Source organism: Gemmatimonadaceae bacterium, from assembly GCA_037721215.1.
GTDB lineage: Bacteria > Gemmatimonadota > Gemmatimonadetes > Gemmatimonadales > Gemmatimonadaceae > UBA4720.
Genome location: JBBJNV010000023.1, coordinates 54,006 through 78,569 on the forward strand (window position 1 = coordinate 54,006; position 24,564 = coordinate 78,569).

23 protein-coding genes are annotated in these 24,564 nt (G+C 60.9%); 6 read left to right on the forward strand and 17 right to left on the reverse strand.

Translation table 11 applies throughout. The features are described from left to right. Nucleotides 1–7: 7 nt before the first annotated feature. Complete coding sequence (locus WKF55_12930) at nucleotides 8–1,081, reverse strand: FAD-dependent oxidoreductase (GenBank protein ID MEJ7760481.1); 1,074 nt, start codon at nucleotides 1,079–1,081, stop codon at nucleotides 8–10. A gap of 62 nt (nucleotides 1,082–1,143) precedes the next feature. Here WKF55_12930 and WKF55_12935 point away from each other — a divergent pair, with 62 nt between their 5' ends. Continuing rightward, complete coding sequence (locus WKF55_12935) at nucleotides 1,144–1,377, forward strand: hypothetical protein (protein MEJ7760482.1); 234 nt, start codon at nucleotides 1,144–1,146, stop codon at nucleotides 1,375–1,377. Here WKF55_12935 and WKF55_12940 read toward each other — a convergent pair. The 4 genes from WKF55_12940 to WKF55_12955 are packed head-to-tail and all read right to left on the reverse strand — an operon-like array spanning nucleotide 1,351 to nucleotide 4,921. After that, the gene (locus WKF55_12940; protein MEJ7760483.1) at nucleotides 1,351–2,217 is read right to left on the reverse strand and encodes a DUF3108 domain-containing protein; all 867 of its coding nucleotides are present in this window, start codon (nucleotides 2,215–2,217) and stop codon (nucleotides 1,351–1,353) included. The genes WKF55_12935 and WKF55_12940 overlap by 27 nt on opposite strands. A gap of 20 nt (nucleotides 2,218–2,237) precedes the next feature. Then, nucleotides 2,238–3,035 (reverse strand): glycosyltransferase family 2 protein, encoded by a 798-nt coding sequence (locus WKF55_12945; GenBank protein MEJ7760484.1) that lies wholly within the window; start codon nucleotides 3,033–3,035, stop codon nucleotides 2,238–2,240. 42 nt (nucleotides 3,036–3,077) lie between these two features. Continuing rightward, nucleotides 3,078–4,142 carry a glycosyltransferase family 4 protein gene (locus tag WKF55_12950; GenBank protein MEJ7760485.1) on the reverse strand — a complete coding sequence of 355 codons (1,065 nt, stop codon included), beginning with the start codon at nucleotides 4,140–4,142 and terminating at the stop codon, nucleotides 3,078–3,080. Next, nucleotides 4,139–4,921 carry a gamma-glutamyl-gamma-aminobutyrate hydrolase family protein gene (locus tag WKF55_12955; GenBank protein MEJ7760486.1) on the reverse strand — a complete coding sequence of 261 codons (783 nt, stop codon included), beginning with the start codon at nucleotides 4,919–4,921 and terminating at the stop codon, nucleotides 4,139–4,141. Before WKF55_12955 ends, WKF55_12950 begins: the two co-directional genes overlap by 4 nt. Before the next feature lies 1 nt (nucleotide 4,922). On the opposite strand from WKF55_12955, the gene WKF55_12960 reads away from it, so the two are divergent. After that, nucleotides 4,923–6,647 carry a hypothetical protein gene (locus WKF55_12960; GenBank protein MEJ7760487.1) on the forward strand — a complete coding sequence of 575 codons (1,725 nt, stop codon included), beginning with the start codon at nucleotides 4,923–4,925 and terminating at the stop codon, nucleotides 6,645–6,647. Between the two features lie 10 nt (nucleotides 6,648–6,657). On the opposite strand, the gene WKF55_12965 is transcribed toward WKF55_12960, so the two are convergent. The 7 genes from WKF55_12965 to WKF55_12995 all read right to left on the reverse strand — a co-directional run bounded on the left by WKF55_12965 (nucleotide 6,658) and on the right by WKF55_12995 (nucleotide 14,857). Then, the gene (locus WKF55_12965; protein ID MEJ7760488.1) at nucleotides 6,658–8,268 is read right to left on the reverse strand and encodes a peptide MFS transporter; all 1,611 of its coding nucleotides are present in this window, start codon (nucleotides 8,266–8,268) and stop codon (nucleotides 6,658–6,660) included. Further along, nucleotides 8,265–9,374, reverse strand: a complete 1,110-nt coding sequence (locus WKF55_12970; protein MEJ7760489.1) for an ABC transporter ATP-binding protein — start codon at nucleotides 9,372–9,374, stop codon at nucleotides 8,265–8,267. Before WKF55_12970 ends, WKF55_12965 begins: the two co-directional genes overlap by 4 nt. A gap of 44 nt (nucleotides 9,375–9,418) precedes the next feature. Then, on the reverse strand, nucleotides 9,419–10,447 hold the full coding sequence (locus WKF55_12975; GenBank protein ID MEJ7760490.1) for an ABC transporter ATP-binding protein: 1,029 nt from the start codon (nucleotides 10,445–10,447) through the stop codon (nucleotides 9,419–9,421). Then, the gene (locus WKF55_12980; protein ID MEJ7760491.1) at nucleotides 10,444–11,319 is read right to left on the reverse strand and encodes an ABC transporter permease; all 876 of its coding nucleotides are present in this window, start codon (nucleotides 11,317–11,319) and stop codon (nucleotides 10,444–10,446) included. The genes WKF55_12975 and WKF55_12980 overlap by 4 nt, the downstream gene beginning before the upstream one ends. Further along, complete coding sequence (locus WKF55_12985) at nucleotides 11,309–12,283, reverse strand: ABC transporter permease (protein MEJ7760492.1); 975 nt, start codon at nucleotides 12,281–12,283, stop codon at nucleotides 11,309–11,311. The genes WKF55_12980 and WKF55_12985 overlap by 11 nt, the downstream gene beginning before the upstream one ends. 3 nt (nucleotides 12,284–12,286) lie before the next feature. Then, a complete protein-coding gene (locus WKF55_12990; GenBank protein MEJ7760493.1) occupies nucleotides 12,287–13,960 on the reverse strand; it encodes a peptide ABC transporter substrate-binding protein in 1,674 nt (557 codons plus the stop codon). Nucleotides 13,961–14,065: 105 nt separating this feature from the next. Next, nucleotides 14,066–14,857, reverse strand: a complete 792-nt coding sequence (locus tag WKF55_12995) for a hypothetical protein (protein MEJ7760494.1) — start codon at nucleotides 14,855–14,857, stop codon at nucleotides 14,066–14,068. A gap of 22 nt (nucleotides 14,858–14,879) precedes the next feature. On the opposite strand from WKF55_12995, the gene gcvP reads away from it, so the two are divergent. Beyond that, nucleotides 14,880–17,816 carry an aminomethyl-transferring glycine dehydrogenase gene (gene gcvP, locus WKF55_13000; GenBank protein ID MEJ7760495.1) on the forward strand — a complete coding sequence of 979 codons (2,937 nt, stop codon included), beginning with the start codon at nucleotides 14,880–14,882 and terminating at the stop codon, nucleotides 17,814–17,816. Between the two features lie 6 nt (nucleotides 17,817–17,822). Here gcvP and gcvH read toward each other — a convergent pair whose 3' ends face one another. The 5 genes from gcvH to WKF55_13025 form a co-directional block, all read right to left on the reverse strand. Continuing rightward, nucleotides 17,823–18,206, reverse strand: a complete 384-nt coding sequence (gcvH, locus tag WKF55_13005) for a glycine cleavage system protein GcvH (protein ID MEJ7760496.1) — start codon at nucleotides 18,204–18,206, stop codon at nucleotides 17,823–17,825. Between the two features lie 83 nt (nucleotides 18,207–18,289). After that, nucleotides 18,290–18,919, reverse strand: coding sequence for a dephospho-CoA kinase (gene coaE, locus WKF55_13010; GenBank protein MEJ7760497.1), 630 nt, complete (start codon nucleotides 18,917–18,919; stop codon nucleotides 18,290–18,292). Nucleotides 18,920–19,001: 82 nt separating this feature from the next. Further along, on the reverse strand, nucleotides 19,002–19,337 hold the full coding sequence (locus WKF55_13015) for a multidrug efflux SMR transporter (protein ID MEJ7760498.1): 336 nt from the start codon (nucleotides 19,335–19,337) through the stop codon (nucleotides 19,002–19,004). Nucleotides 19,338–19,367: 30 nt separating this feature from the next. Further along, the gene (locus tag WKF55_13020; GenBank protein ID MEJ7760499.1) at nucleotides 19,368–20,000 is read right to left on the reverse strand and encodes a thymidine kinase; all 633 of its coding nucleotides are present in this window, start codon (nucleotides 19,998–20,000) and stop codon (nucleotides 19,368–19,370) included. Continuing rightward, nucleotides 19,997–21,355: a DEAD/DEAH box helicase gene (locus WKF55_13025; GenBank protein MEJ7760500.1), complete on the reverse strand. Its 1,359-nt coding sequence runs from the start codon at nucleotides 21,353–21,355 to the stop codon at nucleotides 19,997–19,999. Before WKF55_13025 ends, WKF55_13020 begins: the two co-directional genes overlap by 4 nt. Before the next feature lie 159 nt (nucleotides 21,356–21,514). Here WKF55_13025 and WKF55_13030 point away from each other — a divergent pair, with 159 nt between their 5' ends. The 3 genes from WKF55_13030 to WKF55_13040 all read left to right on the forward strand — a co-directional run. Then, on the forward strand, nucleotides 21,515–21,793 hold the full coding sequence (locus tag WKF55_13030; GenBank protein ID MEJ7760501.1) for an Lrp/AsnC ligand binding domain-containing protein: 279 nt from the start codon (nucleotides 21,515–21,517) through the stop codon (nucleotides 21,791–21,793). Then, on the forward strand, nucleotides 21,772–22,806 hold the full coding sequence (locus WKF55_13035) for a hypothetical protein (protein ID MEJ7760502.1): 1,035 nt from the start codon (nucleotides 21,772–21,774) through the stop codon (nucleotides 22,804–22,806). Before WKF55_13030 ends, WKF55_13035 begins: the two co-directional genes overlap by 22 nt. Further along, nucleotides 22,803–24,564, forward strand: a 1,762-nt coding sequence (locus WKF55_13040; protein ID MEJ7760503.1) for a hypothetical protein, incomplete at its 3' end; no start/stop codon positions are given. The genes WKF55_13035 and WKF55_13040, both read left to right, overlap by 4 nt.

Consider the following 24,564-nt stretch of genomic DNA (forward strand, 5'->3'; position numbering starts at 1 on the left):
ATCTATCTCAAAACCGGTCAGGGCGAAATTGAGAGAGGTCGTATTTCAGTGGCTTTCCCGCAACAATCGAGGATACCACTTCGCCTGTCAGCGGCGCGAGAAGAATACCATTGCGGGAATGACCGCATGCGTAAATGAGTGACGGATCATCGGTGGCAGGCCCGAGCAATGGAAGCATGTCCGGGGTCACGGGCCGCAGACCGGCCCACGTCGATGCGACTGGCGCAGTCGCCAGGAGCGGAGCAATCTCCTCCGCGGCAGACCGCACCCTGGCGATACCTTCAATGGTGGTTCCTGCATCGAAGCCAACATGTTCCATGGTACTTCCAGCGATCGTCACAGCATTTTCGCGGGGTACCAGGTAGCCGCGCGGACCGTACACAACATGGCCCAGCGCAATACCCTGATATGCCACGAGCTGGCCGCGCACCGGTACGACCGACCTGAGGCACGGCGCGCCGGCCAGCTCGGCTCCCCACGCGCCGGGCGCCAGCACCACCACCCACGCGTCTACTGTCTCGCCCCCTTCGATCATGACTCTGCTGCCTGATGAATGCGGCTGCACGCTGACAGCGCGTCCGCTGATGCGTTTGGCATAGCTGGACCCTGATACAAACACTTCGAGTGCCCGCAGCAGGCTCACGTTGTCGACGGCGCCGTCGTCCGGGCTGAATACGGCTCCGAGCGCGTGGGAGCACCACGGTTCGAGACGAATCAACTCATCACGAGTCAGCCATTCGGTATGGGGAAGTGCGCTCTTGCGCAGACCCTTGACACCATTTTCCGTGACGGCGATTTGCAGCACGCCGCGCCGGTTGAGCGCCACGTGAACTCCGGTTGCGGATGCAAGCTCATCGAGCCACGCCGGATACAAATCCCTCGCTGCGATCGCGAAATCATGGGCTGGTCCGAACGCCCGCTCCACGGAAGGGGCCAGCATTCCTGCGGCTGCAGGTGACGCCTCGCCACTTCGCCGCTCGCCGACGAGCGCTACCTTGATGCCGAGTCGCGCGAGCGCTGTAGCTGTGCATAGTCCGATGACGCCGGCCCCGACGACAATGACTTCTGCGGTCAGTGGCATAGCTGAAACTCGCCGAATACGTTCATCGTACCGATCATACCCACGTACTGGAGAAAGCTTCGATGCTTCGTACCATCATGATGACTGGTTTGCTGGTTATGGCTGGCGTGTTTGCGCTCGGTTTTGTTTTCAAGATTTTTGGGGGACTGATCGGACTGACGTTCTGGCTTCTTGGCTTTGCCATCAAGGCCCTGATCGTCGGCGGAATAGTCTATCTCGTGATACGCATCGTCAGCCCGGACACTGCGCGGCGGCTGCGCGAACGCTGGTCAGGGCCGAGCGTTGACCGTTTCTGAGCGTGACGCCTGGCGCACAGGCGGAGTGTAGGACGTCAGAAAAAGGTTGAGTGATCCGAACGAAAGCCTGGTCCTCAGCTGGAGTATCATCCGCGCGGAGTCGTCAGAAAGCCACAACTCCGCGCGGCCGTCTTCGGAAAAGATGCCCTTTGTCTTAATGACAGGGCGGACCACAATCGCGTTGAACGTCCCGGCGGGTACCGTCACGCGCTCCCTTCGCAGCACTCGGATCCGCACCGGATTGCGATCGGGAATGAAATAGCGATTCAAGTCATACGTTTCGCCTTGCTTGAGCGGCAGCGTCCGCGCGAAATACAGGAAGGAGCCATCATCCAGTGGTTGTGACACGCTTCGATGTTCTTTCTGGCCGTCTTCGCCACGCTCGATGTATGCAGCCCGCTCCGGAAAAATCTCGTAGTATTTCACGCCTTCGCGTGCGCCTTCTTCCTGCTGCTTGACGAATCGCAGCGAGGATAATGTCTGGGTGTCAATCCAGCTCTCGAACACGTTATTGACCTTGTAGAAGAACGTGCCGCCCTTTATCCAGAGGGTCGTGTGCCATGCCTCGCGCCCTCGCACCATCTCCGCGCCGCGTACTTCCATCTGGCTGGTGCCGACTTTGAGATTGCCGAATCGGACGTCAAACGTGAACCGCTCGCCGGCCCCGAACGGCACTCGCGCCCGCGCGTTGGCGGGCGCGGCGGTGATAGACGCCTGCTGCGGCGCCAACGACCCCTGCTGACGACTGTTCGCGTCAGCGGTGCTTTGCAGAGGGGCTGCAGGGTGATCGCGGGCGGTGGCCGCCCCGAGGGCGGGCGCCGCGACCATTATGCCACTCAACAGCCACCAGCGCCCGCGAGTCACGATGCTGCTGGCTGCGGAGGCGTAATCACCGTCTTCGCAGCCTGAATTGATCCCGAAGGACCCACAATGCTGCGTCCGCGTGCGCTTCGTCCGAACCGGTACATCGCCATCGCATCGGCAAACGGACGGATGCGGCTCTCGCGCATGCGAAGGTCATAACGTGGGGCAAGCTCGACGTTCTCGACCCGGCGCGCGAGCGGGACAGTGTGCATCAGCAGCTCGACATTGGCCACCCATCCGTCAGTCGTTACGAGAGGCTTTTCGCCCATCGACTTGATGAGCTCGCGCAAAAGAGAAATACGATAGAGCCGAAAGGAGGAAAACGGGTCGGTGACGCCGGTGATGGGTACGAAGAAACGCAGCGCCCATGGCACGAGCTGTCGAAGGCGGCGAACGGGAACCGGCGCATTTTTTTCGCCTCGCTCGGCGACAACTATGTCTGCTCCTGCTTCAAACCGCTTGATGATCTCGGGAAGCTGCTCGGGCTGATCAGTAAAGTCGGCCTGCATGATGATCATCGCGTCGCGTCGTGGGTACTTCGTACGCCGCGACACCTCGCGGGCAAGCTTTTCCACCGCGTAGCCGTAGCCCTTGCGGGTCTTTTCCCCCATCACCGTCAGCGGTGTTACGTCGGCGTACGGTTTGAGGGTTTCCCGGGTTTCATCGGTGCTGCCATCGTCAAATACGATTATCTCGTATTCACGGGAGTAATTCTGAAACACCTTGCGGACGCGCCAGAGTAAAACGCCGACGGTGGCGTTCTCGTTGTAGGTCGGGATGCAGATGTAAAGCAAAGTGCCTCGATGGCGGTTCGTCTGGAATACGAAGAGTAATCGCTATTCTGCCAGCACGCTGTCATACACCGCCTCGGTTTGTTCGGTCATCGCCTGCACGGTGAAGGATTTCGCCCGCGCCCTTGCCCCTTCCGCGAGGACGCGGCGCTGCTCGGGGTCGTCGATCAGGCGGGCAGCAGCGCCTGCAAATGACGATGTATCACCCGGGCGGACGAGAACGCCGCTTACCCATTGATCGATGACTTCCGGAAGACCACCTGTCGCAAAGGCGATTGGTGGAACCGCAAGTGTCATGGCGTCGATTACCGACGTCCCCAGACCCTCCACGCGGGACGGGTGCCAGAGCATGTCGAGACCGGCAATGGAAGCACCAACCTCCTCGACAAAGCCTGCAGCGTGCGCTGTCACCGGACCGATCATCATCGTTGCCTTCTCGCCTGGACCGATCAACACGAGGCGCGCCCGTTTTGCGAGCTCCACCGGTATCTGCCTCGTGATCTCGGGCAGCAGGTCGATTCCTTTTTCCACGGTCATTGCACCGACGACTCCGCAGATGACGGCATCAACCGGCCACCCGAATTCGGCTCTCCAGTCGCGCTGGGGATAAGAGCGGGCAAGTGGCGCGACGCCTGAATGGACGACTTGGATTCGAGATGCCGCAATACCGCTCTTCACCATGGCGTCGCGAACGGCGCGGGAGATCGCTATGAAGCGGGTGACGCGCCCGCCGTACTTGATGCGAACAGCCTTCGGCGCAAATGGAACCCGGCGCGTGACGATCAGAGGCGTGGCCGGTTGGCCGATCAGCGCAATGAGAGCAATTGCGTGTGACCGCGCATCATGCGCGTGAACGATGTCAGCGCGCCATGTGTGCAGGCGCGCACGGATTCGCTTTGCCGCGGCCACATCCCAGTCGCCCCGCATGCGGACCGTGGCAACCGCGAGGCCAGCCGCACGGGCACGCAGAACGAGCGGACAATAGGGCGGGCCGATGAGCAGCGGCTCGTGGCCTGCTTCTCTCAGTCCCAGTGCAAGCAGGAGTGCCTGCCGCTGACCCCCGCGCCAGCTCGTTCCCGAATCTATGTGCAGGATTCTGAGACGCTTCACGCAGAGACGAGGTGGTTGGCAAAGCCGCGGAACAGGCCGGGGTCCCAGGGCTCGGGCGAGTCGTTCATCTCCTCGGGGTGCCACTGCACGGCGATGGCCCACCAGTCAGCCGACTCTGATTCGATTCCCTCGACCACGCCGTCGGGCGCACGGGCAGTTATTCTCAGTCCCGGTGCAAGGTCCCGCACGCTCTGATGATGCAGCGAGTTCACCCTGAGTCGGGTAGCCCCCATGGCCCGGGCGATTCTGCTTCCGGCCTCGACCTCAACATCGTGAACGCGCGAAGCACGATCCTCTTTTGCGTTGTGCTCGAGCGCGCCAGGCAGCTGGGAAGGGATATCCTGAATCAGCGTGCCACCCAGTGCAACGTTGAGTAACTGCGGCCCGCGGCATATGGCCAAGACAGGTTTTGCCAGATCGCGCGCCGCGCGAACCAAGGCGATTTCGGTGTCGTCTCGCAATCTGTTGGGCGTTCCGGCTTTTGCATGCCGGTCTTGTCCGTACAGTGCCGGATCGACATCTTCGCCTCCAGTAAGGACGAGGCCGGCCACTGCCGAAAGAATCGATCGTGCAGCGCTGGCGCTGGTGAGTGGTGGGACCACAAGTGGTACGAGCCCTGCACTTTCAAGGGCAATGATGTAGGTGTTGTTGAGCCGGACGCGATGCGGGTTCCCCTGTGCCATGTCGGATGTCGACGAGACTGCGACAAGAGGGGCTCTTTCAGAGCCGGCACCTTGTCTTCCCGACGAGGGTACTTTCTGTGTGAGAGCGGATGACACGTTGAAATTTCTCGGACTGGGTTTGCTTGTGCTGCGGGTGGCCTTCGTGCCGCCCGCCGCTCTTTCGGCTCAAAGTCTGGGAGACCAGCCTGTGCGCTGCAAGGGGGAGATAGTAAGCCGCATCGACGTCGACCCCCGCCCGCCGTTCGAGATTCGCGGATCGAGGGTTCAGCGGCGGCTTGCAAAACGGGTAACCGATCTCCACTCCACTACCCGCCCAGCCATCGTGCGTCGCTTTCTTGCGCTCAAGCCGGGAATGGCGTGCACTGAAATCCGCCGGCAGGAATCGGAGCGCATCCTTCGGGCGCAGCCGTTTCTGGCCCAGGCCAGCGTCGAGGCTTTTCCCGACGGAGCGGGAGGCGTGTATCTGTCAGTAATTACTGTCGATGAAATCTCTCTTGTTGTCGGCGGTGGAGCATCGGGCAGAACACCCTACGTACGCGCACTCCGGCTCGGCGAAGCGAATCTTATGGGCGAGGCAATTTCCGTTGTTGGTGACTGGCGGCACAGCGAATTTTTTCGCGACAACTGGTCTGCCCGGATCGTCGACTATCAGTTTCTCCGCCGGCCGTATCAGTTTTCTGTCGAGGGAGCGCGGCGTGAGCTCGGCGGCGAATGGGCGGCTGAAGCCAGCTACCCCTTCCTGACCGATCTGCAGAGGGTTTCCTGGCGCACGACAGCAGGGTCTGGCGACGTCTTCCGGAATTTCAGGCGTCCCAACGCCACCGGGGCCTCGATCGGCCTGAAGCGGTCTTATGGCGACGCTGGTGGCGTGGTGAGGATCGGACCACCGGGGAAGCTGGCATTGCTCGGCGCATCAGTATCGTACGAAGCAGAATCTCCCCACCGATTTCCGACGACGGTGGCGTCAGGAGCGACGTACCGCGATACCAGCGCAATCCTCATCGGACGTTACTCGGAACACCGAAGCGCTCGCATCAACGCGCTGGCAGGATTGCGCGATGTGAGTTTCATGGAAGTTCGCGGGTTCGAATCGCTCGATGGGTCGCAGGACGTACGCAAAGGTGTCGAGATCGCAACGTTGTATGGACGCGGAATCGATGCCTTCGGCGCCGGGGAGCACGACACGTTCGCGTCCGCAAATTTCTACATCGGTGTTGGAACCCCTGCGTTCTTCGGTGCGATGGAGATTGTTTCCGAGGGGCGCCGCGATGCGGAAACCGACGAGTGGGATGGACTGCTTGCGAGCGGCCGGCTGGCCACCTACATGAAACCCGCAACCAGACACACGATACTCACCAGTATCGAGTGGAGCGGGGGATGGAAGCAGCGCATTCCGTTTCAGCTCAGTTTTGCAGACCGGAACGGGGGGCCGCGTGGCTACACCCATTCCTCGGCGGCCGGCAACCGCCGGCTGGTAACGCGTTTCGAGGACCGGATCTTCCTCGGACAGGTCAAGCAGTTTGCGAGCGTCGGGGTGGGGCCGTTCGTCGACGCCGGCAGGCTGTGGGCGGGCGACGCGCCCTACGGAATCGATACCAGAACCAGCTTTGCCGCCGGCGTTGGCCTGCTGGCGTCCATTCCGCCTCGCTCGCAGAGAATCTGGCGGCTGGATCTGGCCTTCCCGGTCAATCCGGAACACGGTGCCCGGTGGGAACTCCGGCTCACCAGCCGGAATCTCACCCGTAGCTTCTGGAAAGAGCCGGGCGATGTGCAACGCAACCGGGCGAGATCGGTACCGACCAGCGTGTTCAACTGGCCGTAGCGCGAACCATCTACCGCTTGGTGTCCCCGGCAGTCGCCATCATTTTCCGGATCGGCACAATCAGCAGCGCAAGCACCGCCGCGGCGATCATCAGAGAGATGGTCGTGGTCTGAAACAAAGCTGGCATCTGCTCCAGCTTTTCAGGGTCCACATGGCCCCCGACACGACCGCCGATGAGATTGCCAAGGGCAGAAGCGAGAAACCAGATGCCCATCATCTGACCGACAAATTTTCGCGGCGACAGTTTGGTCATGGATGAAAGGCCGACCGGGCTCAGACAAAGCTCTCCGATCGACTGAAGGAAATAACTAGCGACGAGCCACCAGGGCGAAACCAGTGTGGCGCCCCTGCTGTCGACGACAGCGTTGGCAGCGAAGATCATCACCAAAAATCCGAGCCCGGCCAGAAAAAGTCCCAACGCGAACTTCGCAGGACTGGAGAGATCGCCACCTCTCCTTGCCAGGCCAACCCAGGTAGCTGCGGCAAGCGGCGCGAAAAGAATGATGATCAATGCATTGATCGACTGAAACCACGTCGCCGGAATCTCGAAGCCGCCCACCGTGCGATCTGTGAAATCTCTCGCGAACAGGTTGAGCGAAGTTGGGGCCTGCTCGAAAGCCGACCAGAAGATAGCCGCGAATATGAACAACACGACGATTACCGCGACACGTTTTCGCTCGTCGCCGTTGAGCTTTCCAAGGGCGAAGATATAAGTGAAGAACAGCACGGCCATCCCCACCATCGCGTACGTCATATATTCGGCGATCGCGCCTGGGTTGAGCGTTACACTGCCTGACGCCGCCATCACGAATACAACGATTATCAGGCCCAGAAACACGCCGACGAATGTCTTGACGTTTCGTTCCTGACGGGCCTGCTTGACCGGATCGGGGTCGCGCGTGGGAGTCATGCCGATAGGGCCAAGCGTACCGGGCGCTCGCAACGCGTACGTCGCGAGTCCGATCAGCATGGCGACGCCTGCCGCCCCCATACCGACGTGCCAGTCGACCTGCTCCCCCAGATAACCTGTGACGAGCTGTCCCAGAAAGGCACCGACATTGATTCCCATGTAGAAGATGGAGAACCCGGCGTCACGCCGTGCGCCGCCTTCAGGATACAGATCTCCGACGATTGCCGAGATGTTGGGCTTGAGCAGACCTGTGCCCAGCACGATGAGAATGAGGCCGAGGAAGAATGGAACCTTGCCGCTACCGGTGTCGAGCAGCCCCGAGAGTCCGATCGAGATATGGCCCGCGGAAATCAGCGCGGCCCCGATGAAAATTGCGCGTCGCAAACCCAGGAGACGGTCGGCAACCCAGCCGCCGGGCAGCGACATCAGGTAGACGAACGCACCGTAAATTCCGACGATTGCCGAAGCCTGCCCGCGGTCGAAACCGTAGCCGCCGTTAAAGATGGCGGCGGACATGAACAGCACCAGCAGGGGCCGAAGCCCGTAGTAGGAGAACCGCTCCCACATTTCGGTGAAGAAAAGCGTCGAAAGCCCGCGCGGGTGTCCGAGGAAACCGCTGCCTTTAGTCCATTCGTTGAGACCTTCGGGCGCAGCGTCGGTCGCAACGCTACCGGCCTGCGGCTGTTCGAACACCGATTTGTCTGACTTCATGGTTGCCTGCCGTTGGGCGGAACGGGGTTTCTCGTGCGGGAGGGTTGACCGATGACGGGAAGATACCTGTCGGGAACGTTCACGCCACCTGCCCGCGCCTGTTCATCCCACGCGATTCGCGTTGGTGGCTGTTTTATGCAGGCTGCATAGTGCCCCGGTGCTTTTTCCTCAAGGGGCGGGTCAATCACGGAGCACGCTGCATCCCGGGCGGGGTGGTGGCAGCGAGGGTGAAAGACACAGCCTGACGGCGGCGATGCCGGAGAAGGGACATCGCCCTCGAGCAAGATTCGTTTTTTCTCTACCGTCGGGTCGGCGACGGGCACCGCCGAAAGCAGCGCCTGCGTGTAAGGCATGAGTGGCTCCCGGTAAAGATCCTCAGCCGCCGACAACTCGACAATCTTCCCGAGGTACATCACAGCCACCCGATCGGACATATGCCGGACGACCGAAAGATCGTGAGCGATGAACAAATAGGTCAGATCGCGGTCGCGCTGCAGGTCACGCAGCAGGTTGATGACCTGCGCCTGTACCGACACGTCGAGCGCCGAAACCGGCTCGTCACAAACGATAAAGCGCGGCTCGACCGCGAGTGCACGCGCGATGCCGATTCGCTGGCGCTGACCACCAGAAAATTCATGCGGATATCGCGTTACATACTCGGCTCGCAATCCCACTTCTTCCAGCAGCTGCCTGACTCTGGTGTCAGCCGCACTGCCTTCAAAAAGTTTATGGATCGTGATTCCTTCACGGATTGCAGCTCCGATCGTCATTCGCGGATTGAGCGACGACACAGGGTCCTGAAAGATGATCTGCATCTCGCGACGAATGGCCCGAAGCTCCGCGGGACCCATCGCGCGCACGTCCTTGCCATCGAATCGAATCTCGCCGGCGGTGGGTTCGATCAGCCTGAGAATCGCCCGACCGGTGGTGGTCTTGCCACATCCCGATTCACCAACCAGGCTCAGAGTCTCACCACTGGCGATGTCGAACGACACTTCGTGTACCGCGCGAACTTCGCCGGCCTTCCGCCCGAATATTCCCTTGGTGATCGGGAAGGTTTTTCTCAGATTCCTGACGGAGAGCAGTGGGGCAGAGTCCCCAGCCAATGGCGGATTCGATGCCGTACCCTCTGACGCACGCACGGATTCCTTCAGCGCGTCGCTCCGGCGTTCTCGACCAGCGGCAGATGCGGATGCTCGCGACGTTCAGGCTCGACAGCCAGATGGCACCGCGATGTGTGTCCCGGAGCAATCTCGTAGAGCGGTGGGTGCTCCTGCTCGCACCGTTCCCACGCGTACGAACAGCGGTCACGGAACCGACAGCCTGCGGGCCATGCCGTAGGCGGCGGGACTGTACCCGGAATGACGTTGAGCCGCTGCCTGGCCGCTCCGATATGTGGCATCGCGTTCATGAGCCCTTCGGTGTACGGATGATGGGCATCCGCGAACAATGGCCTGACGTGTGCCTGTTCCACGACTTCCCCGGCATACATGACAACTACGCGCGCAGCTGTTTCCGCGATCACGCCAAGGTCATGCGTGATCATGAGGATAGACGTGCCAAGCCGGGATTGAAGGTCCGTCAGCAGGTCGAGAATCTGCGCCTGAATCGTGACGTCCAGCGCAGTGGTTGGCTCATCGGCGATGATGAGCGCGGGGCTCATCATGAGCGCCATCGCAATAAGCACGCGCTGGCGCATTCCACCCGAAAGCTGGTGCGGGTACTGCTTTGCCCTGTCGCCGGGCGCGGGGATGCCGGTAAGTGCAAGCATCTCGACGGCACGGTTCCACGCGTCACCGCGTGATCCGGAGCCATGCACCCGCGCAACTTCCGCCACCTGATCACCGACGGTGAAAACCGGATTCAACGCCGACATCGGCTCCTGAAAGATCATCGAGATGCGGTTGCCGCGAATACGCCGCATCGACGAATCGTCGAGCGTGACGAGATTTTCTCCTTCAAAGATTATGCTGCTGCCGGCCTCGATCCGGCCAGGCTGCTGGATGAGACGCAGTATCGACAGGGCAGTGACCGACTTCCCGCATCCTGATTCACCTACAATACCGAGCGTTTCGCCTTCACCGATCGTGAACGACACGCCGTCGACCGATCGCGCAATTGCCGATCCGGTGTAGAAATAAGTCTTGAGCTTGTCGACCGATAGCAGCGGTTGCGTCATCCAGTACCAGTTTGCCGTGGTTGAAGAGCACGGAGCAGCGCATCGCCCAGCATGTTGACTGCAAGCACGGTCATGACGATCGCCAATCCCGGAAAGGCCCAGACCCACCAATACAGCGTTATCTGGTCAGAGCCATCCTGAATCATGTTTCCCCAGCTTGCTGTCGGCTGGCGAACCCCCATGCCCAGATATGATAGCCCGGCCTCCAAAACTATCACGTGTCCAACCCCCAGCGCGGCCGCGACCACGATTGGAGTCAGAACATTCGGCAGGATGTGCCGGAAAAGAATCCTGGCGTGCGACGCTCCGAGTGCGCCGGCAGAGACCACAAACTCGCGCTCCCGCAACGCAAGAACCTGACCCCTCACGAGGCGTGCCAGCCCGTACCAGCCGGTCGCACCCAGCACAATTACAAAAACAGCCAGCGGCAGGTCTCTCCACAACGCAAGGACAGCGATGAGCAGCAGAATTCGTGGTATCGAAAGCAGCGCGTCAAGCAATCTGAGCAACACTGTCCCCTTGAATCCGCGCGCGTAACCCGCGACGGCTCCGTACACTGTGCCGATGGTCACGCTGACGAGGGTCGCCAGCAGCGCCACTCCCAGCGAGACACGTCCACCGAAGAGCACCCGGCTCAGCACGTCCCGGCTGAAAGGATCAGTGCCAAACGGATGTGCCGTCGAAGGTGGCTGGCTCTGCATGGCGATGATATCGGGCTGGTGGGCCGGGTGGTAAGGGGCAATCAATGGCGCCAGCATGCAGGCAATTGCAACGATTGCGAGTACCAGCATTGCCACAATGGTACCCGTTCGGGGCCGGGAGCGATGCGAGACAGTTGGTGCAGCGACGGCCGCTGCGACATCACCGTTCATCGCGTAGACGCGGATCGAGTGCCTTGTAGAGAGTATCTGCGATGATGCTTCCGATAACCACGAATGCGCTGCCAAGGATGACAACCGCCGTCACCAGCAGGTAGTCACGTTTCCCAATTGCGTTGACCGTGACGAGCCCCATGCCGGGCCATGAAAAAACTTTCTCGACGAATACTGCGCCCGTAAGCAGTGCCGGGAACGCGACACCCAGCATAGCAATTACGGGGAGCAGTGCAATGCGCAGCCCATGAGAGTAGAGGAGCTGGCGCTCCGACACACCCTTGGCTCGCGCCATCGAAACAAAATCCGACGGCATTACGTCGCGCAGCGCGGCGCGCTGATGTCTTGCAATGATTGGGAAGTAGAGCAGGGAAAGAGTGAGCGCGGGTAGCACCAGGTGGCGTGCGCGATCCCCGAACCTTGCCGGCCGGGACATTGAATCGTGCAGAATCGGATCGATTGCACCGCCGATCGGAAAAAGCGGGATCCAGTAAGCGAAAACTGCGAGTACCAGCATTGCGAGCAGAAAATCCGGGACTGAAAAGAGCAGCATTGCCACCCCTCCAATCGCTCTATCGCCGAATCGGCCTGCATTTCCCGCTTGCGCCAGAGCGGCGAGAATACCGCCCGAAAAGCTCAACGTCAGCGCTACGCCCATCAACAGCAGGGTATTCGGCAGGGCGTCCACCAGAACATCCTGAATCGGACGTTGCATCGATAGCGAGAATCCAAGATCGCCACGCATGACGTTGACGACGTAGCGAAGATACTGGGTCGGCAGGGACTCGCCGAGACCGTACGCCTCGCGCCACTGGCTGCGCACGGCCGGGTCGAGTGATGACTCGTCGATCCAGCCAGCGAACGGGTCTCCTGGCGCAAGGTGAATCAGCAGGAAGACGATCGTCGCGGCCAGCCCCACAACGATTGCACCCTGTGCCAGCCGTCGCAGGATGAACGCGACCACTCGTTACGGAACGGGAACGAAGCGGTCGCGCGCTATTCGGCTGTTCGCCGGGATCGACCAGCTTCCCATGCCCGCCCACCACGCGTCAGGACGTATCCCCTTTACTTCGATTCGCCGGTGCAGCACCAGGATGCGGCGGGGCTCAGCCATCCAGATAGCAGGCGCATCGTCGATGATCTGCTGATATGCTGCGGTGAACTGAGACCGTCTCGAATCGAGCGTCATTGCGGCAAGCCCGCTATCGATGTGAGCGTCGAATACGGAATTTTCGTAAGAGCCGAAGTTCGACCCCCCTTTGGTCTGCGATCCCTTTGTGCCCCAGGTCTGCCTTATTCCGCCCGGACTGGCATCCGAATGCCAGCTTCCAAACACTGCGTCAAAATCCCTGCGGGTCTCGCGATCCAGAAATGCGGCAAACTCCATCTGGTCGATGTCGGCTTTCACGCCGACCTGCCGCAGCTGCTCCTGAACGAGCACGGCCATGTTGACCCGCGCTTTGCTCGAGCTTGGTACCGCAAGCTTGAATTGAAGAGGACGTCCGTTCCGTTCCCGGGTGCCGTCGCCATCGCTGTCGCGCCAGCCGAGGGAGTCGAGCAAGCGGCGTGCGGCGTCGGGTAAATGTGGAATCTGACGAAGTGTCGTGTCGGTAGTGGCAAATGCCCGGACAGTCGGGCCGACTGCCGGGCGGGCAAGCGTGTCGTACGCGCTCCGGACGGTGCGCTCGCGGTCTACCGCCATCGTCAGCGCGCGGCGAAGCGTTCGATCGCCGAAAACAGGATGTGGTCGCGACCGATTGCCGGGCGCACGCAGGTTGAACTGGATAAAGCTGTACTCGAGCGCTGCTGCCGGCAGCGCTCGGAGATCGGGATTCGCCGCGATCTGTGGGAGACTTGCGAATGGAATCTGCTCGAGTAGATCGGCTTCGCCACCGACCACCCGGGCGAGCGCAGTGTTGAAGTCAGGCGCAACCGTCAGCACCACTCTGTCGAGCTTCGGACGCTCCCTGTAGTTGCTGGTGTCGGCAATCAGGTCGACCGAAGCCCCCGGACGCCAGCGCACAAACCTGAATCGGCCGCTGCCCACCGGCGACCTTGCGGCAGGACTCGAGCGCAATGCCACGCCTCTGGCTCCTGCGAATACGTGTTCCGGCAGAATCGAGATGGAATGCACTGCATCGAAGAACTGGAGCGGTGAGCGCTTGCCGAACCAGAACACGGCCGTCAGGCTGTCGCGGACACTCACTGAATCGATGTTCGCGATTACCGTAGCGAACGGCGACCCCGTCGAAGAGTCAGCGTAAAGCCGATGCGTAAACCGGACGTCGGATGCTCGAACCGGCTTGCCGTCGTGCCATCTGGCACGCGGGTCGACACTGAATGCGATTGAAAGAGAATCGGTCGACCATTGCCAGCTGCGGGCGAGCTGTGGCTCGAAACCCTGATCGCCAACGGTGTTGAGGGAAGCGCCTATCTGGGCCAGCTGGTCGTAGACGAGAGCATTTACCAGTCTGCCGGTATTGCTGACCGTGAGCGGGGGCAGAAAAATGTCGGGGTCGCCGCCAACAGAAACGACGAGGGTCCCACCGTTGTCAGACACGACTGAACGGTCGGGGGGCGCGTCATCGCTGCAGGCAGCTGCAACCGTCAGCAGAAGCACAACCTCGATGGTTCGGCGCATGATCGAGGTTCGATTTCCATTCTCAGAAACGATCCGAAGAACTCGAGGCAACAATGCGAACTCCCCTGCAATCATTCGATGCCGCGCGAGCCCTAACATGTTATGTCAGCGCCGCCACGTCCATGATTCATTTTCGAACTGCGCCATGCCATCCAGCGCTGCCTGCCGTACCTCTGATTCTTCGATCGAGTCAGCCTCCGGATCTTCGAGATTGCGAACCGCGTCAAACAGCAATGCGGCGATGAAGGTCGCATCCGGCGCCAGGCCGAGCACGGCGGCAAGTGTCGCTGGCGCGGGAGTGGCAGGGTTCGCATCCGCCACCAGGAAATTCCGGATGAGGTGCTGGTCGTTCTCGATCAGGATCGAGCCGTGCTGGAGCAATGTATCCCGGTACCGCCATTGCGCACTCCCGATGAGCTTCCTGCCATGCACCATTACTTCACCTGGGGCCGGCGTTGCAAAGCACGGTGATGAGTCCAGAGGCGTTGTCGGCGTCCCGAGCCCCGCTTCACCTGCATCGATGCCCCCGCGCCGAAGCCCATCAACGAGCAACCGGTTGATTCTCGAATACCATTCTCGAGGCCTGACTTGCGAGCCGAGCGGCGCGGTGACGCTGTAGGTCACTTCGCGATAATGCATCATCGCGCGACCTCCAGTTGGCCTCCTCACTACGCCGATGCCCTCTTTGGCAATGCGGTAAAGGTCATAGCATCCCCGGGCTACCTGGTTACGGCCAAACGACAGGGTCGGCCGCTCCCACCCGTACACCGAGAGCACGGCTTCTCCAGTGCCGCGCGCCCGCTCCATCAACGCAATGTCGCGCGCCATGTTCTCCGCTCCCGAACGAGGCGGAATGAACATCAGACGCCAGCCAACAGGTGTGCGTCGCTCAGTCACGCGATGTTAAATTGAGTCCATCATGGCAACGACAATTAAACACCTGGGCGCCTCGCTCGTGCCGGCTGAATCTTTTGTTCCGCGGCACATCGGGCCCAGTTCCGACGATATCGAATCGATGGTCGGAGCGATCGGTTTCAACTCCCTCGACGAGCTCATCGATGCGACGGTTCCAGCCAGTATACGGTACCGCGCCGGACTTGCGTTGCCCGACGGGCGCGCGGAACATGAAGTTCTGGCGGAATTCCGTACACTCGCTGCAAAGAACCGCATTTTCCGTTCATTCATCGGAATGGGTTACTCCGACTGCGTGACCCCACCTGTCATTCAGCGAAACATCATTGAAAACCCGGCATGGTATACGGCCTACACACCTTACCAGGCCGAGATAGCGCAGGGCCGTCTCGAGGCCCTGCTGAATTTCCAGACAATGGTAATCGACCTCACGGGGATGCAGATCGCCAATGCATCGCTTCTTGACGAGGCGACGGCTGCCGCTGAAGCGATGACGATGAGTTACGGATTGCGCGGGAAGAAAGGACGGGACGTTTTCTTCGTGTCTGACCGGTGCCACCCTCAGACAATCGACGTCGTCAGAACGCGAGCCGATGCACGCGGGTTGCGCATCGTCGTCGGCGATCATACAGCGGCCCTGGGTGATGAAGTTTTCGGGGTGTTGATTCAGTATCCGGCTACTGACGGCGCCGTGATCGATTACCGGAATCTTTGTGATCGCGCTCATGCCGCGGAAGCGTTGGTGACTGTTGCCGCTGATCTGTTGAGCCTTGCGCTGCTCGCTCCTCCCGGGGAGTGGGGTGCCGATATAGTGGTCGGTAACAGCCAGCGGTTTGGAGTGCCGCTAGGGTATGGCGGGCCGCACGCCGCGTTTTTCGCCACCAGGGATGAGTTCAAGCGTCAGCTCCCGGGGAGGATTATCGGCATCTCGCGCGACGCCGACGGGAAGCCGGCACTTCGGATGGCACTCCAGACGCGCGAGCAGCATATACGTCGCGAGAAGGCAACCAGCAACGTCTGCACTGCTCAGGTTCTGCTGGCCGTCGTCGCGAGCATGTACGCTGTCTACCATGGTCCCGAAGGATTGCGACGCATTGCGTCCCGCGTCCATCAGTTCGCGGCGGTGCTCGCCGAAGGGCTCAAAGCCATCGGATACGAAATCGCCCACGACGATTACTTCGACACGATTCGTGTCGAGCTCGGCCACAGAGTTGCGACGGGGATACTCGCCGCGGCGGCGGAACGTCGTGTGAATCTGCGGGCAGTGGGGGATCACGCGGTGTGCATTGCGCTCGATGAAACCGTCAGCGATGCTGATCTGGCGTCTCTGCTTGCCGTCTTCGGCGGCGAGCCGGTATCCGAAACCTTTGCCAGCAGCGTCGATTCACGGTATGACGAACGGTTCAAGCGCACTTCGCAATATCTTGCGCACCCGGTGTTCAACACCCACCGGTCCGAAACCGAGTTGCTTCGGTACATGCACAAGCTCGAAAGCCGTGATCTCTCGCTTGTCCACTCGATGATTCCGCTTGGCTCGTGCACCATGAAGCTGAATGCAACGGCGGAGATGATGCCGGTCACATGGCCAGGCTTCGGCAGGATCCATCCTTTTGCACCCGTTGAGCAAACAGAGGGATATCAGCAGCTTTTCGCTGAGCTGGAAGCGGCGCTTGCCGAGATCACCGGGTTCGCCGCGGTCTCGCTTCAGCCAAACGCCGGATCGCAGGGAGAATACGCAGGTCTTCTTGCAATTCGCGCGTTCCACGCCGCGCGTGGTGAGCAGCATCGCGATGTGTGTCTGACTCCACAGTCGGCACACGGCACCAACCCGGCAAGCGCTGTCATGGCGGGAATGAAGGTGGTGGTGATTCGAACCGATTCGACGGGGAACATCGATATCCCGGACCTGCGGGCGAAGGCTGAAGCGCACAGGGACGACCTCGCCGCGCTGATGGTGACTTATCCGTCGACTCACGGGGTTTTCGAGGAGGGGATTGCCGAAGTGTGCGCTATCGTGCACGAGTTTGGTGGCCAGGTCTACATGGACGGCGCGAACATGAATGCCATGGTTGGACTTTGTCGCCCGGGGGACATTGGTGCCGATGTTTGCCATCTCAACCTGCACAAGACGTTCTGCATTCCGCATGGCGGAGGCGGGCCAGGCATGGGCCCGATTGGTGTCGCCAGTCACCTCGCAGCGTTTCTCCCGGGCCATCAGGTAATCGGACTGCCCGGCAATGACGTAGTGGGTGCGGTGTCGTCAGCGCCGTGGGGCAGTTCCAGCATACTGCCGATCTCGCAGGCGTACATCCGGCTGATGGGAGGTGCGGGCCTGACGCTGGCTACCAAGGTTGCGATCCTCAGTGCCAATTACATCGCCCGCCGGCTCCAGCCACATTTCCCGGTACTTTATAAGGGATCCCATGGAACTGTGGCGCACGAATGCATCGTTGACACGCGCGTTGTAAGGCCATCGAGCGGTGTGGAGGTGGAGGATATCGCGAAACGGCTAATGGATTACGGGTTTCATGCTCCGACAGTCTCATTCCCGGTTGCGGGGACGCTGATGATCGAGCCCACGGAAAGCGAGTCGCTGGCGGAGCTCGACAGGTTCTGTGATGCGATGATCGCCATCCGCGAAGAAATCCGGGAGATAGAAAACGGGTCTGCCGACCGGGACGACAACGTCCTCAAGAACGCGCCCCATACGCTTGCACGCATTACGGCCACGGAGTGGACACACCCCTACACTAGGGAGAAAGCTGCATTCCCTGCGGAATGGACACGGGATTTCAAGTTCTGGCCAGCCGTTGCACGGGTGGAAAGTGCGTATGGGGACAGAAACCTTGTCTGCTCCTGCCCACCGACGGACGATTACGCTGACAGCACGGTCCTCACAGGAATCTCGGGCGATCCGGGGGGAGCCACTTCCGGCGCGGACTGAGGCTGATTACCCCATGTGGCCCGAATACGCTGCGGCGTCCATCAGTGTGTCTACATCCGATGAATTGTCGATGCGCATACGGATCATCCACCCCGCACCGTATGGATCGCTGTTGATCAGCGCGGGTTCCTGATCGAGCCGTGAGTTCACCTCGGTAACTTCTCCCGCCAGCGGAGCAAAAAGCTCCGAGACTGCTTTCACGGCCTCAATGGTTCCGAAAACGTCATGTCTGGCGAGCTTCGTGCCGACGGACGGCAGCTCGACGAAGACAACGTCGCCCAGCTCGCCCTGTGCGTAGTCGGTGATTCCGACTTCAACAGTCCCGTCCGCCGTAGTCCGCACGTATTCGTGCTCTTCGGTGAACTTCAGGTCGTCCGGAATGTTTGCCACCGCATACCTCGCCGAGTTGAAAACCACGTTTCATGAAGCCGATTCGTGCTTCTGCCAAGTCTATCGAGGCCAGGAGAACGATGTCAAGGAACGTTCGCCGTATCGAGCGGCGCCACTTGATGCTGAAGCAGACGTTTCCAGATCCGGTCGACTTCCATCTCCAGCGCCTCGATGCTGCCGGCATTCTCCACCACGTAATCGGCGCGGGCGCGCTTGAGATCTGCAGGCATTTGCGCCGCGATCATTTTCATCGCTTCCGTCTCGGCAATTTTGCGATCGCGGACAATGCGCTCGAGCCGCATCGATCGGGGCGCGTCTACGAGAATGATCGCGTCGAATTGATCGGTGAAGCGCTTTTCGAACAGTAGCGGAATGACACAAACGACGATCGTCTCACCGCGCTCGCGCGCGGCTTCGACTTCGGCCGTCCGGCGCCGGATGACCTCGGGATGGACGATGTCGTTCAGGACGCCGAGCTCGTTCTCATTTTGAAACACGATTCGCCGCAGAGCGGCGCGGTCGAGCGCCCCGTTTTCATCGAGTACCGACGTCCCCCATCGATACGCTATCGCTTCCAGCGCCGGCGTTCCCGGCTCGACCACTTCCCGCGAAAGTACGTCGGCATCGATGATGGTCGCACCCCGCAGGGCGAGCATGTCGGCGACCGTCGACTTTCCGCTGGCAATATTTCCCGTAAGGCCAAACAATCGCATCGGATCTCCTCTGTGAGAGATGTTCCAACCTAAGCAGATGGTCGGGACCGCACATCAGAAAACTGATGACGTGCCCGAAACCTTACGTTTGCGGGGAGCCGGTCTGGGCCGTCAGCTTAAGCCCTGTCAGGGCGACAATCAGCAGCATAATGAAGAACAGCCGGATCACATCGCGCGGCTCATCGAACAGCACGATACCGGCCAGCACCGCCCCCACTGCGCCGATGCCCACCCATATGGCGTACGCAGTTCCTATCGGAATCGTTCGGGCGGCGACAGAAAGCAGAAACATGCTTCCGGCAATAGCACATGCGGTGAGCACGCTTGGGACGAGCCGTGTGAACCCGTCTGTGTACTTTAGCCCGATTGCCCAGCCGGTTTCGAGAAAGCCGGCGACCACGAGGTAAACCCACGCCATTCCGTGTCCCTCTCCGCTCACGGTGCGGCCTCAGGTCTGGGTGGCAGCGCCAAACAGACTACGCTGCTGAGAATTACCGGGCACCGGGCACTGGAAGCACATGCGACAGCGGGCTTCGTACGACTCTGTCCCTCCGACCATGATCGTCGGCGAATCGTAGGGCGCGGGCCTGCCTTCGATGAGCCGCTGGTTGCGGCTTGCGGGGCCTCCGCACAGCACGCAGATCGCGTGCAGCTTGTCCACGACTTCCGCGATTGCCATCAGCTCCGCCATCGGACCAAAAGGCTCACCTCTAAAATCGGTATCAGTGCCCGCGACAATGACTCTCCGGCCCCGTGCCGCGAGCGACGTCACCAGGCCAAGTATCCCGCGGTCGAGAAACTGGGCCTCATCGATCGCGATCACTTGCGCCATCGGGTCGACCTGCTGCCCGATTTGTGCCGCCGAGTCGGCGGGCATTGCCTGAACGGTACGTCCATCGTGACTTGATACTGTGTTGATGCCCGCGTATCTGGCATCAAGATGCGACTTGAACACCTGCACCCGCTTTCGGGCGATCATGGACCTGCGAACCCGGCGGATCAACTCTTCACTTTTCCCGCTGAACATCACGCCGGCTACGACTTCAATCCAGCCGCCGGTCTGATGAAACGACTGCATCATTGACGATCGGGGCGGGGCGGCCGCGAGAACTTGTCACGCGGCGGGCCGCTTCGGTCGTCGCGGGGGCGCCCGGTCGCACTACCTCGGGACGACGAAGTGCCTCTGGGTGGATTCCCGTCCCTGGAGTCGCGCACCGGTCGGCCGGGTGGCCGACCAGATAAATTTCTGTCCCGGTCGGACGTGGCAGGCCGCTCGCTGGCCCGGGGCGCCACGGACTTCATCCTTGCCGACGCCTCGAGTCCCTTCCGGATCGTCCGCTCACGCTCGAGCAGACGCAGCGCTGCGGCGGCAACCTCAATGCCATCATACCGCTCGAGCAGCGGCTCAAGGGCGAGCACTTCGCGGGCTGGAATCCCGGCCTCGAGCAGAGTTGCCAGCTCGCGTCGCAGCGCAATTTCGCTCTCGCGAGCTGCCGTTCCGGCCTGACGGAGAGTAAAGGGTGTTACCTGACCGCCCGCAAGACTGCGGAGACCGGCAACTTCGCGAGGCTGAGTGAGGGCAAGTATCATCACTGCGCCGGCATCGGCCGCTGTTGCCAGCTGGGTACGACCGGACGGCGGCTCGAAGAAGATGACCGCGTGGGTGTTTTCTGCCACGTGCCCCGTGGACACCTGAACCTGGGCCATCTCGCCCCCGTACCCGAGCGAGCGCAGCGCCCGTCCCGCCTCGGCCTCGGACTCTTCAGACTGTACGATAACCGTGGCAGATGGGGGGTCGAGGTCATCCAGCAAGCGACGTAAGGCGGCAGACCGGCCGAATGCGGAAACCATCACATACTGAACGTCAATCGGGGCAGCGTCCTCGCTTAGGACAGGTTCCGATTCCCGCCGTGCCCGCCTCAGGTACCGTTCGGCGAAAGCGTTGACCCGGCCTTCGGACCGACTCGTGACCACCACCCGGGCGGCGTCCCTCGGCAACTCCCCCATGACCGACTCGAGCGCCTCCACATCCGCGGGATCGCCCGCCAGAATCTCGTCGGCCCACGCAAGAACGACGGTCCTGACCTCATGGAGCTTGAGGTGACTTCCCTGAACGAGCTCGCGAATGTCGCGGGGCGAGCCGGCAACTGCGAGCACCGGCCGGCCGGTCATCAGCCGGGCCGCTCGCCGTGCTGTCGTCACCGGGAACAACTCGACCCCTGCGGGACCCGCCATCCTCAGCACGGCTTCGGCCAATGCCACCGCGTTCTCCGCATCCGACGTCAGCACGAGCACCTGAGTGGAGCCCGCCGATGGGTCAACCCGCTCGAGTGGACCCGTCAGAAATCCAGGGACTGAAGCCATCGAACGCGGCAGTGTATGGACTACGTTCTGGCTGCGTCCCGCGCCGCGATCTTCCCGTTCTTCCGATTCCACTGTGCAGGCTCCTGGATGCAACATGGCGCAGCTTCCGCCGCGCCGATACTGTTATTATCAGTCCCTCCGCGATGCTCGCTGCAGGGAAGAAGTATAGCAGCTTCAAGATGGCACTGCCCACTGTCGTGCCACCGGCCACCGACACTCAACGCACCTCGCATGATCACCGCAATTGTCCTGATAAAAGCCGACCCGAAGACCATCCCCCAGTGCGCCACGCGGCTGGCCGGTATCGAGGGAGTTTCGCAGGTTTACTCGGTATCCGGAGAGTGGGATCTTGTCGCACTGGTGGAGGTCACCGACTATGAGGGTGTCGCCAGAGTCGTAACCGAGCATATCTCCGCTGTGCCGGGACTTCGCAACACGCAGACGCTGACTGCTTTCCGCGCATACTCGAAAAAGGATCTGGAGCAGGCGTGGGACATTGGACTGGAGTGAAGCATCACGCAACGTCAGCCAAAGCTGGCGACGCCTGGCCCTCCTCGGTTCATGATGCGCGCAGGTTTATTACAAGCCGCATCGCAGGATCCACAACTGTCGAGGAACTCGCGACCGACGGAAGCAGATACGGCCGCGCAGACGACCCTGCGGTCATTGTCGAGCCGGACGTTATCGAGGGAACAGTGTTTGGCGCGAGGGTGGTCCCACGGTCGGGCCAAACTCCGGGTTACAGCGCATTCGGCGCATTTGTCGATGGCACGCAGAGTATCGGCATCGTCAATCAGGTTGGAGGAATTCCGATCGTGTGGGCGACTGTGTCGGCCGCCGTTCGCGTACGTGTGAACAGAAGGCTGGTTGCGTGGCAGCGATTTCCTCCGGCGGTGGAACGGCGGTACTACGTCCCCTTTCGATACCTTGACGACCTCGATTCAGCCTTTCTGAACCATCCGCAGGTAGTAGATACCGCAGCCGTCAACTCACAGGGCAAATTCCCGTCACGGCATCCGGCCGCGCTCATGGAAAGCGCGGTGCAGAGCGTTCAGAGGGATCGCGAGCTGCTGGAGCAACGACTTGCCGAATCATGGTGTTCAACTGAGCGCTCGGCGCTCTTCATCGACGGGAGTATCACGTCGAGTGCCGCGATATCGACGTCATGGTTAGCGGTCGGGGTCGTCAAGACTCATCGCCGCCTCTATGCCGATGGCGATGCATTCCGCGCTCTCGCCGCGCTCGGCGCGGGCGAACGGTCATCGGTGTTCAGGGTGTCCCCAAGGGCTCGCCACGCGGTTGCCAGCTGGTATCTCAGGATACGAAAGCCGGCGGGTCGCGATGCGTTGTTCGGGCTCGTAAGAGTAGAGGTAGCCGACGGCGGCGACATTGCAGCCCGTGCCGACGAGGTCTCCGGCTGGATACTCGCCGAAGGTGCGCCGCTGGCGATGCCCGACGGGCGGTGGGACAAGCTCGCTTACGGAATCCGGGATACCGAAGAATTTCTGAGGGCGATTTCTTGAGCGATCCGCTTGGCCGTGTCGTCGCTACCGAGCGGCGACCCAATACGCCACACGAATTTCACTTCTGGACCGCGCTTTCGTCGCCGGTGGGGATCGGGACTATCGTGCGAGTTGAAGGCGCCAACCCCGTCGAGGGTCAGATCCCTCAGATCTACGGCGTTGTAATCGAGGGATTCAGCTATACGGATCTGCATTCGCCGATGCATGACGTGCTGGGCCATGACGGGTCACCCGCAAATGCGGGCTTCGCGGTGACCGAACGTGCGGAGATCCGGCTGTATACTGCGGCGGTACTGCGACAGATTCCGGAAGAGCCCCTTCAGCCTGTCCCAATGGGCCAGGTGTTTCTTGCCGGCGAGGAGGACGTTGCAGTCGCGCTGAGAATGGACGGATATCTGAAGGAGGGCGCAAGCACGGGCATACCCGTCGGCGTCTACCGCGCGGGCGCGACAGATTCGGTCATCTACCTCGATGCCGATTTTCTGCTCGGTCCGGAAGCGGCTCATCTCAATATTTCCGGCATGTCGGGCCTTGCCACGAAAACCAGCGCTATCGAATGGCTGCTCGCGTCAGTGTTTGCTCATTTCCCGGAAAGCAAAGGCTCAATTGCCGCAGTCTGCTTCAACGTCAAGGGTCCGGACCTGTGTTTCCTCGATCAGCCCGGACACCTCGAGGACAGGGACCGCGAGCTTTATGAAAAGATGGGTGTCAAGCCTGCGCCGTTCGAGAACGTCCGCTACTTCGCGCCGTACAACGCGAAGGGATTCGGTCTCAACACTCTCCGCTCGAACGAGGCACTGCTTGACAACGTTACGCCCCTCACGTGGGGGCTGAGGGAAGTTCTCCAGTACGCTGAAGTATTGCTGAACAAGGACGACATCGATGCAAAAGCTGATGCCCTCATTGATTTCATAAAAGAGCGGGTCGTCGACAGGAAGTTCGATCAGGATGCGCATCTTTCGCGCGAACATACAGTTCAGTCCTTTGCCGATCTGGAAGCGTGGTTCCGGGATCTTCTCCGCGGGCTGGAGAGGGCCAATTCGGAATCGTGGCGCACTCATCACATTGCCACCATCAGGAAAGTCCGCAACCGTTTGTCGAACATCTCCACGCGTTGCGCCGGACTTGTTACTGATACGGGGGACGTAAGCGATCTTCCGTTCGGGAGCTTCGAGGACCGTGCGGTGTACGTAGTGGACGTCGCCACGCTCGAGGAGGACGCACAGGATCTGATTTTCGCGCGCATCGTTTCGCGACTTCGCGAACACCTCGAGCGGCGTGATCTTGGAGTCAAGCACCTGATTGTATTCGTCGACGAACTCAACAAGTACGCGCCGGGCGACGGACCCGAAACCTACGTACGCAAAATGCTTCTCGACATTGCGGAGCGAGGCCGGTATCTCGGACTGGTTCTTTTCAGCGCGCAACAATTCCGATCTCAGGTGCATCGCAGAGTCGCCGGCAATTCCGGAACTGCTCTTTACGGGCGAATGGACGCAGACGAGCTGTCGACTCCCGGCTACTCTGTTTTGAGCCCAGCTACGCGGACACGGCTCGCGACGCTCGAAAAAGGACAGTTGATGGTTCGTCATCCGCATTTCACGCAACCGATTTTCGTTCGCTTCCCGCGTCCGGCAGTGATGCAGGGCCGGGATGGCGCGGAGCGTTATCCTCAATCTGCCGAGATCGAACTCGACACGGCGGTTTACCGCTCGTTGCGCAGTCTGGACCGATCGATAAGTCTTTCATGGGTGAAGG

Bases quoted from the DNA above. Each gene is read 5' to 3' on its own strand.
- WKF55_12975 (MEJ7760490.1), bottom strand. From the start codon at position 10,447: ATGACGCAACCGCTGCTATCGGTCGACAAGCTCAAGACTTATTTCTAC.
- WKF55_12990 (MEJ7760493.1), bottom strand. From the start codon at position 13,960: ATGCGCCGAACCATCGAGGTTGTGCTTCTGCTGACGGTTGCAGCTGCC.
- WKF55_12980 (MEJ7760491.1), bottom strand. From the start codon at position 11,319: ATGAACGGTGATGTCGCAGCGGCCGTCGCTGCACCAACTGTCTCGCAT.
- gcvP (MEJ7760495.1), top strand. From the start codon at position 14,880: ATGGCAACGACAATTAAACACCTGGGCGCCTCGCTCGTGCCGGCTGAA.
- WKF55_12965 (MEJ7760488.1), bottom strand. From the start codon at position 8,268: ATGAAGTCAGACAAATCGGTGTTCGAACAGCCGCAGGCCGGTAGCGTT.
- WKF55_12935 (MEJ7760482.1), top strand. From the start codon at position 1,144: ATGCTTCGTACCATCATGATGACTGGTTTGCTGGTTATGGCTGGCGTG.
- WKF55_12930 (MEJ7760481.1), bottom strand. From the start codon at position 1,081: ATGCCACTGACCGCAGAAGTCATTGTCGTCGGGGCCGGCGTCATCGGA.
- WKF55_13015 (MEJ7760498.1), bottom strand. From the start codon at position 19,337: ATGGCGTGGGTTTACCTCGTGGTCGCCGGCTTTCTCGAAACCGGCTGG.
- WKF55_13020 (MEJ7760499.1), bottom strand. From the start codon at position 20,000: ATGATGCAGTCGTTTCATCAGACCGGCGGCTGGATTGAAGTCGTAGCC.
- coaE (MEJ7760497.1), bottom strand. From the start codon at position 18,919: ATGCGATTGTTTGGCCTTACGGGAAATATTGCCAGCGGAAAGTCGACG.
- WKF55_13030 (MEJ7760501.1), top strand. From the start codon at position 21,515: ATGATCACCGCAATTGTCCTGATAAAAGCCGACCCGAAGACCATCCCC.